The organism is Methyloceanibacter marginalis (assembly GCF_001723295.1).
In the GTDB taxonomy this organism is placed as follows: domain Bacteria; phylum Pseudomonadota; class Alphaproteobacteria; order Rhizobiales; family Methyloligellaceae; genus Methyloceanibacter; species Methyloceanibacter marginalis.
The window spans coordinates 1-3,880 of record NZ_LPWD01000197.1; the positions used below are offsets into that span (position 1 = coordinate 1).

Genomic DNA, 3,880 nt, shown 5'->3' on the forward strand with positions numbered 1-3,880 from the left:
TCGTCGAGCTGGTCGAGCGCGCCCTTGGTCTCGATTTGCGGGCAGGCGATGGTGAAGCTGTTGGCGGACGCGAAATAGTCGCCCGCATGGCCGAGCTTGGCGCGATACGGCCCCCAGCTGCGCAGGCCCTGCGGCGGGTACTTCACCGCCCGCACGAAGGCCTCCGCCTCCTCTACGCTATTGATCAGCGGGCACATGATGCCTTGGGCGCCGGCGTCCAGCGCCCGGCCCACAAGGCCAGGATCGTTGTTGGCCACCCGGACGATGGCCGGCAGGCCGGCGGCCCGGGCGGCGGTCAGGCAGGCGAGAAGCGTCTCGTTGCCCCCATCCCATGCTGCTGGTCGATGGTGACGCAGTCCCAGCCCGCCTCGCCGATCAGCTCGATGGCGAGGGGATCGTTCAGCATCAGCCAAGCATTGAGCAGCGTCCGCCGCTCGCGCGCGGCCCTCCGGAACAGGTCCTCGGGCATGGCGCGCTAGCCTCTGGCCTCAGCTTCGATTTGACGCACCGCCTCGGCCAGGAGATCGACCATGGCGCGGCGGATCTGGTGCTCGGACTGCTCGACGCCCTTGGCATCGAAGTCGGCCCTGATCTTGCGGTACACGTCCTCCTCGCCCGGTTCCTCGAAGTCGGCCTTGACCACCTCGCGGGCATAGGCTTGGGCGTCGTCGCCGGAAAGCCCCATTTTTTCGGCGGCCCAGAGGCCAAGCAGCTTGTTGCGCCTGGCGGTCGATTTGAACTTCAGCTCCTCGTCGAGGGCGAATTTCCTCTCGAAGCTCTTCTCGCGATCGTCAAAATTCGTCATCGGCGCACCTCCAAAGCCCCCGCCAAAGCGCGGGGCGCGGCCCGTGGAATTATTGGGGAAAATCCCGCTTCCGGAACGCGGGTGATAGCCCCGAAATGCCGGAAAATCAACAATTCCCCGGGCGCTATCCGCCGCGCGTGCGGGCCGTTGTACGGCCCCATTCGTTGGGCTAATGTCGCCTTTAATTCTTGATCGATTCCTGCGATGGCGATTCGTGTGTGGCGCGCGGCCTGGGCTCTCCCACTCCCCGCGCGTTTGGCGTTTGTCAGTCGTTAGAGCCAGTCCAGTGAGGAACCAAATATGAACCGTCGCCGGCGCGTCTACGAGGGCAAGGCCAAAATCCTCTATGAAGGGCCCGAACCCGGCACGCTCGTCCAGCACTTCAAGGACGACGCGACCGCCTTCAACAACAAGAAGCACGACAAGATCGAGGGCAAAGGCGTCCTCAACAACCGCATTTCGGAGTTCATCTTCGAGCGGTTGAACGAGATCGGCGTGCCGACGCACTTCATGAAGCGGCTGAACATGCGCGAGCAGCTCATCCGCGAAGTCGAGATCATTCCGCTCGAGGTGGTGATCCGCAACGTGGCGGCGGGATCGCTGTCCACCCGTCTTGGGCTCGAGGAAGGCACCACCCTGCCCCGCTCGATCGTCGAGTTCTATTACAAGTCCGACGAGCTCGGCGACCCGATGGTGACCGAAGAGCACATCACCGCCTTTGCCTGGGCGGCGCCGCACGAGCTCGACGACATCATGTCGCTCGCGCTACGCATCAACGACTTCCTCTCCGGGCTGTTCCTCGGCGTCGGCATCCGTCTGGTCGATTTCAAGGTCGAGTTCGGGCGGTTGTGGGAAGGCGATCAGATGCGCATCGTGCTCGCCGACGAGATTTCGCCGGACTGCTGCCGGTTGTGGGATATCGAGACTCAGAACAAGCTGGACAAGGATCGCTTCCGCCGGGACATGGGCGGCCTGGTCGAGGCCTACCAGGAGGTGGCGCGCCGGCTCGGCCTGCATGTGGACAATCCGACCCGGACGCGGAGCGGCCCCATCCTGGTGCAGTCGAAATAGGCTGGCTGGAAAGCGACGAGAGGCATGAAGGCGCGCATCACCATCACGCTGAAGCCCGGCGTGCTCGATCCGCAGGGCAAGGCCATCGAAGGCGCGCTGCACGCGCTCGGCTTCGGCGCGGTCGACGGCGTCCGTCAGGGCAAATATATCGAGGTCGAAGTGACCGAGAGCGATCCCGACAAGGCCCGTGCCGAGATCGAGCGCATGTGCGAGCAGCTCCTCGCCAACACCATCATCGAGAACTACGCCTATGAACTCGAGGCGGCGTAGGCTCCTTTCCACCCCTTCCCGGCCCCGTCATGGCCGGGCTTGTCCCGGCCATCCACGATTTGAACAAAGAAACACGTGGATGCCCGGCACAAGGCCGGGCATGACACGCAGAGAGTTGGTAAGCCGAGAGACATGAAAGCCAGCATCATCGTCTTTCCGGGATCGAACTGCGACCGCGACGCGGCGGTGGCGCTCGAGGCCGCCATGGGCAAAGCCCCGACAATGGTGTGGCACGGCGATTCCGAACTGCCCAAGAGCGATCTGATCCTGCTGCCGGGCGGCTTTTCCTATGGAGACTATCTGCGCTCCGGCGCCATGGCGGCTCATTCGCCGGTGATGCGCGAGGTGGTGCGCCGCGCCAAGGCGGGCACGCCGGTGCTCGGCATCTGCAACGGCTTCCAGGTGCTCACCGAAGCGGGACTGTTGCCCGGCGTGCTCATGCGCAACGCGACCTTGCGGTTCATCTGCAAGGACGTGCTGCTCAAGGTGGAGCGCAACGACACGCGCTTTACTAGAGCCTACGAATTGGGCGAGGTCGTGCGCTTTCCCGTTGCGCATAAGGACGGCAGCTATTTCGCCGACGAGGACACGCTCGACCGGCTCGAAGGCGAGAACCGGGTGGCGTTCCGCTATTGCGAGGCTTCCGGCGCGGTGAGCGAAGCGGCAAACCCGAACGGCTCTCGCCGCAACATCGCCGGCATCTACAACGAGACCGGCACCGTGCTCGGCATGATGCCTCACCCCGAGCGGCTGGTGGACCCGGCGCTCTCCGGCACGGACGGGACCAAGATGTTCGCGTCTCTGGTGGAGACCCTCCATTGAGCGGCGCGGCCAAGGCGGCACACAAAGCGCAGGGTCTGTCCGACGAGCTGGTCGCGGAACACGGCATCAGCCCAGACGAATACGCGCAGCTCCTGAAGGAGCTCGGCCGCGAGCCGACCCTGACCGAGCTAGGCGTGTTCTCGGTCATGTGGTCGGAGCATTGCTCCTATAAATCCTCGCGGGTGTGGCTGAAGAAGCTGCCCACCTCGGGTCCGCAAGTGATCCAAGGCCCTGGCGAGAACGCCGGCGTGGTCGATCTCGGCGACGGCCAGGCGGCGGTCTTCAAGATGGAGAGCCACAACCACCCCTCGTATATCGAGCCCTATCAGGGGGCCGCGACGGGCGTCGGCGGCATCATGCGCGACGTGTTCACCATGGCGCGCGCCCTGTCGCCAACATGAATGCGCTGCGCTTCGGCTCAGCCGACCATGCCAAGACGCGGCACCTCGTGGCGGGCGTGGTCTCGGGCATCGGCGATTACGGCAACTGCATGGGCGTGCCGACCATCGGCGGCGAGACCAATTTCGACCCCCGCTACAATGACAACATCCTCGTCAACGCCATGACGGTGGGGCTGGTGGATGCGGACCGCATCTTCACATCCGCCGCCAAGGGTGTCGGGCTGCCCGTGGTCTATGTGGGCTCCAAGACGGGCCGCGACGGCATTCACGGCGCCACGATGGCGTCGGCCGAGTTCGACGACGCTTCCGAGGAGAAGCGCCCCACGGTGCAGGTGGGCGACCCGTTCACCGAGAAGCTGCTGCTGGAAGCCTGCCTCGAACTGATGGCCGAGGACGCCATTGTCGGCATTCAGGACATGGGCGCGGCAGGGCTCACCTCTCGTCCGTGGAGATGGCCGACAAAGGCGGCGTCGGCATCGACCTCGACTCTCGACCGTCGTGCCGTGCCGCC

At 64.9% G+C, this 3,880-nt stretch carries 6 protein-coding genes and 1 pseudogene; 4 read left to right on the forward strand and 3 right to left on the reverse strand.

Annotation, left to right across the window (positions count from 1 at the left end; all coding sequences use genetic code 11):
* The 3 genes from AUC71_RS21025 to AUC71_RS08195 all read right to left on the reverse strand — a co-directional run.
* On the reverse strand, positions 1 to 257 hold a 257-nt coding region (locus AUC71_RS21025), incomplete at its 3' end, for an aldolase/citrate lyase family protein (protein WP_244500853.1).
* Between the two features lie 38 nt (positions 258 to 295).
* On the reverse strand, positions 296 to 469 hold the full coding sequence (locus AUC71_RS21030; RefSeq protein ID WP_244500854.1) for a hypothetical protein: 174 nt from the start codon (positions 467 to 469) through the stop codon (positions 296 to 298).
* Positions 470 to 475: 6 nt separating this feature from the next.
* On the reverse strand, positions 476 to 805 hold the full coding sequence (locus AUC71_RS08195; protein ID WP_069623874.1) for a DUF1476 domain-containing protein: 330 nt from the start codon (positions 803 to 805) through the stop codon (positions 476 to 478).
* Positions 806 to 1,105: 300 nt separating this feature from the next.
* Here AUC71_RS08195 and purC point away from each other — a divergent pair, with 300 nt between their 5' ends.
* The 4 genes and pseudogenes from purC to AUC71_RS08215 all read left to right on the forward strand — a co-directional run.
* Positions 1,106 to 1,876, forward strand: a complete 771-nt coding sequence (purC, locus tag AUC71_RS08200; RefSeq protein ID WP_069623875.1) for a phosphoribosylaminoimidazolesuccinocarboxamide synthase — start codon at positions 1,106 to 1,108, stop codon at positions 1,874 to 1,876.
* Positions 1,877 to 1,900: 24 nt separating this feature from the next.
* Positions 1,901 to 2,146, forward strand: coding sequence for a phosphoribosylformylglycinamidine synthase subunit PurS (gene purS / locus AUC71_RS08205; RefSeq protein ID WP_069623876.1), 246 nt, complete (start codon positions 1,901 to 1,903; stop codon positions 2,144 to 2,146).
* A gap of 132 nt (positions 2,147 to 2,278) precedes the next feature.
* Entirely contained in the window at positions 2,279 to 2,968 is a 690-nt protein-coding gene (purQ, locus tag AUC71_RS08210) for a phosphoribosylformylglycinamidine synthase subunit PurQ (RefSeq protein WP_069623877.1), read from the forward strand.
* Between the two features lie 35 nt (positions 2,969 to 3,003).
* Positions 3,004 to 3,880 (forward strand): annotated as a pseudogene (locus tag AUC71_RS08215) (AIR synthase related protein); the annotation flags it as partial.

Bases quoted from the DNA above. Each gene is read 5' to 3' on its own strand.
- AUC71_RS21030 (WP_244500854.1), bottom strand. From the start codon at position 469: ATGCCCGAGGACCTGTTCCGGAGGGCCGCGCGCGAGCGGCGGACGCTG.
- AUC71_RS08195 (WP_069623874.1), bottom strand. From the start codon at position 805: ATGACGAATTTTGACGATCGCGAGAAGAGCTTCGAGAGGAAATTCGCC.
- purC (WP_069623875.1), top strand. From the start codon at position 1,106: ATGAACCGTCGCCGGCGCGTCTACGAGGGCAAGGCCAAAATCCTCTAT.
- purS (WP_069623876.1), top strand. From the start codon at position 1,901: ATGAAGGCGCGCATCACCATCACGCTGAAGCCCGGCGTGCTCGATCCG.
- purQ (WP_069623877.1), top strand. From the start codon at position 2,279: ATGAAAGCCAGCATCATCGTCTTTCCGGGATCGAACTGCGACCGCGAC.